At 37.5% G+C, this 2792-nt stretch carries 4 protein-coding genes; all 4 read left to right on the plus strand.

All coding sequences use genetic code 11. From position 1 onward, the window contains the following. Window positions 1-399 precede the first annotated feature (399 nt). Window positions 400-1452 (plus strand): non-hydrolyzing UDP-N-acetylglucosamine 2-epimerase, encoded by a 1053-nt coding sequence (wecB, locus tag E0946_RS07070; protein WP_133201764.1) that lies wholly within the window; start codon window positions 400-402, stop codon window positions 1450-1452. A gap of 17 nt (window positions 1453-1469) precedes the next feature. Next, window positions 1470-2150: a uridine kinase gene (gene udk / locus E0946_RS07075; RefSeq protein WP_133201765.1), complete on the plus strand. Its 681-nt coding sequence runs from the start codon at window positions 1470-1472 to the stop codon at window positions 2148-2150. A gap of 123 nt (window positions 2151-2273) precedes the next feature. After that, window positions 2274-2546, plus strand: coding sequence for a co-chaperone GroES (locus tag E0946_RS07080; protein ID WP_133201766.1), 273 nt, complete (start codon window positions 2274-2276; stop codon window positions 2544-2546). Between the two features lie 3 nt (window positions 2547-2549). After that, window positions 2550-2792 (plus strand): thioredoxin (trxA, locus tag E0946_RS07085; protein WP_133201767.1); only part of this gene is annotated, 243 nt, incomplete at its 3' end.

A 2792-nucleotide genomic window follows, 5' to 3' on the forward strand; every position in this document is an offset into this window, starting at 1 on the left:
GGAGTGGCAACAAAATGAATATGATAGCATCCCTTCTCATCTATGGATTGCCAGTATTCTAAATCACCATTCTCCAGTGGAATCACCACATGATTGAAATACCAGGATGCTGATTTCTCATGATAATCCTTACTGAAAAGTCGTGCCATCTTTCCTCTTAATTTTTTTATTTTTTTCCATTTACAAACTCTATCTGATTTTTGTCAATTTATTTCAAAGCTAAGAACAAAATATTTTATGAAATATGCCATTGAAGAGCTTTTGAAAGGTTCTCAACACTGTAAAATGGATAATGAATAGACAACTCTTCTATGTTCATTTCTTTGACTTTTGGCAAAGCTTGCTTGACATAAAAGCTTTAATGAACTGAATTGCTTCTATAGCCTAAAAGGAGTGGAAATGAAGATAGCACAAATAGTGGGTGCAAGACCTCAATTTATTAAACTGGCTCCTCTTTCTCGTTTAGTGAGAGAGAAACACCAGGAAATCATTATTCATAGCGGTCAGCATTATGATATTCAAATGAATGATGTCTTCTTTCAAGATATGCTGATTCCAGCACCAGATTATAATCTGGATGTAGGTTCAGGAACTCAAGCACAACAGACAGCAGAGATTCTGGAAGCTCTGGAACCGTTGCTGATAGAAGAAAAGCCAGATTGGGTGCTAATTTATGGAGATACGAATACCACTTTAGCAGGTGCACTTGCTGCAGCAAAATTGGGAATTAAAACTGCTCATATAGAAGCTGGTCTCAGAAGTTTTAATCGTTCTATGCCCGAAGAATTGAATCGTATAGTAGCAGACCATCTTTCTGATTTGCTGTTTTGTCCTACGGAGACAGCAATGCAAAACCTGCATCACGAAGGCTTGGAAGAGAGAGCTCGTCTGGTTGGAGATATTATGACAGATAGTTTAAAACTGGGATTGGAACTAGCCAAAGACAATTCCGATATCCTGAAAGAATTAAAACTTGAGCCAGGAAGTTTTCTCTTACTCACTTTACATCGTCCTTATAATGTTGATGATCCCCAGATGCTTTCTCTTATACTTTCTGGATTGGATAGTTTAAACAAACTCATTATATTTCCAGTTCATCCACGTACTCGCAATATTTTGTGCCATATGGAACCAGAAAAATTTAATAATATTAGATTCATTGAGCCACTTTCTTATCTTGATTTCATCACTTTAATGCAAGCAAGTGAAATGATATTAACCGATTCCGGCGGAATTCAGAAAGAAGCATATATAATAAGAAAACTGTGTGTTACTCTTAGACCGGAAACAGAATGGATTGAAACGGTGAAAAGCGGATGGAATATTCTTTTGCCACCTCAATCTAAAGAGTTTCCAGAAAAGATTCTATCTATCTTTCAACCTGCATATCATCCTCTTCTTTTTGGCTCTGATGTTTCCCAAAAAATTCTTTCTATCCTGGAACAAGCATAAAGAGTGAAGTAATAAAAATGAAAGAATATACAGATTTCGCAAAAAGTAGGCGGGAAAATACTTCTGCTGAATCTTTTCATAAGGCTAATTTGATTCTTATTGGTGGAGGTTCCTGCAGTGGAAAGACCACTATTGCTCTTGCCATAGGAAGAAGATTAACCGGGCTGAAAACAGTTATCATCTCTCAGGATAGCTATTATAAAGACCTGAGTTATCTTCCCTGGCAAGAAAGGACAAAAGTCAATTTTGACCACCCTGATGCCATTGATATTGACTTTCTCTTGAGTGATTTGAAAAAGATGATGGCTGGAAAACCAGTTAATGTTCCTGCTTACGATTTTGTGACTCACACTCGTCAAGAAGGAAATCTATGCGTTGCCAATGCTGAAGTAATTATCCTGGAAGGTATCTTTGCCCTGTATTATCCTGAATTACTACAAATGTCTGATTTGAAAATTTATCTGGATTCGGATGCGGATATTCGTTTAGCCAGACGTTTGCAAAGAGATATTCTGGAACGAGGTAGAAGTGTGGAAAGTGTCCTGAATCAATATCTGGAAACAGTCAAACCTTCGCATCAAGCTTTTATTGAACCAACCAAGAAGAATGCGGATATTATTATCCCGGGAGAAAAGGAATTTGATAAAGTTCTCATAATGCTTAATGGTTATCTTCAGCACGAATTGCTTTCCAGTTAACGCCGATAATCAAATCTTGCATTTTCTACTTGACAAATATTAGCAATCTAAAAAGAGGTTTGCTAATAATCACGAACGAATTATTATATTTTCAGAAATTCAATCTATATTATGGAGGAAAAAATGAAACTTAAACCTATTGAAGACCATATCGTAGTAAAGGTACCTACAGCGGTAGAAGAGAAGACCGTAGGTGGAATAATTATCCCAGATACGGCAAAAGAGAAACCTCAGATTGGAGAAGTTATTGCCGTAGGAACAGATGAAGATTTACAGAAGATTGTGAAAGTTGGAGACAAGGTTCTGTATGGTAAATATGCAGGAACAGAAGTGGAAGTAGAAGGTGAAAAACTGCTCATTCTCTCCAAAGACGATATTCTTGCCCTGGTTGAGTAAACGATGTTAGAGTTAAGTTCTCAAAATTTTGCAGCTGAGGTAGAAAAGAGCGAAGTGCCAGTTCTGGTGGATTTTTGGGCACCCTGGTGTGGACCCTGCAAAGCTCTTAGTCCTGTAGTGGAAAAGCTGGCGGAGGAATTGTCGGGGAAGGTTAAAGTGCTAAAATGCAATATTGACGAGTGTCCTGAAATTGCCACTCGCTTTTCCATTATGTCCATTCCAACCCTTCTTATCTTTAAGAATGGA

This window comes from Candidatus Syntrophosphaera thermopropionivorans, from assembly GCF_004353895.1.
In the GTDB taxonomy this organism is placed as follows: domain Bacteria; phylum Cloacimonadota; class Cloacimonadia; order Cloacimonadales; family Cloacimonadaceae; genus Syntrophosphaera; species Syntrophosphaera thermopropionivorans.

Bases quoted from the DNA above. Each gene is read 5' to 3' on its own strand.
- wecB (WP_133201764.1), top strand. From the start codon at position 400: ATGAAGATAGCACAAATAGTGGGTGCAAGACCTCAATTTATTAAACTG.
- udk (WP_133201765.1), top strand. From the start codon at position 1,470: ATGAAAGAATATACAGATTTCGCAAAAAGTAGGCGGGAAAATACTTCT.
- E0946_RS07080 (WP_133201766.1), top strand. From the start codon at position 2,274: ATGAAACTTAAACCTATTGAAGACCATATCGTAGTAAAGGTACCTACA.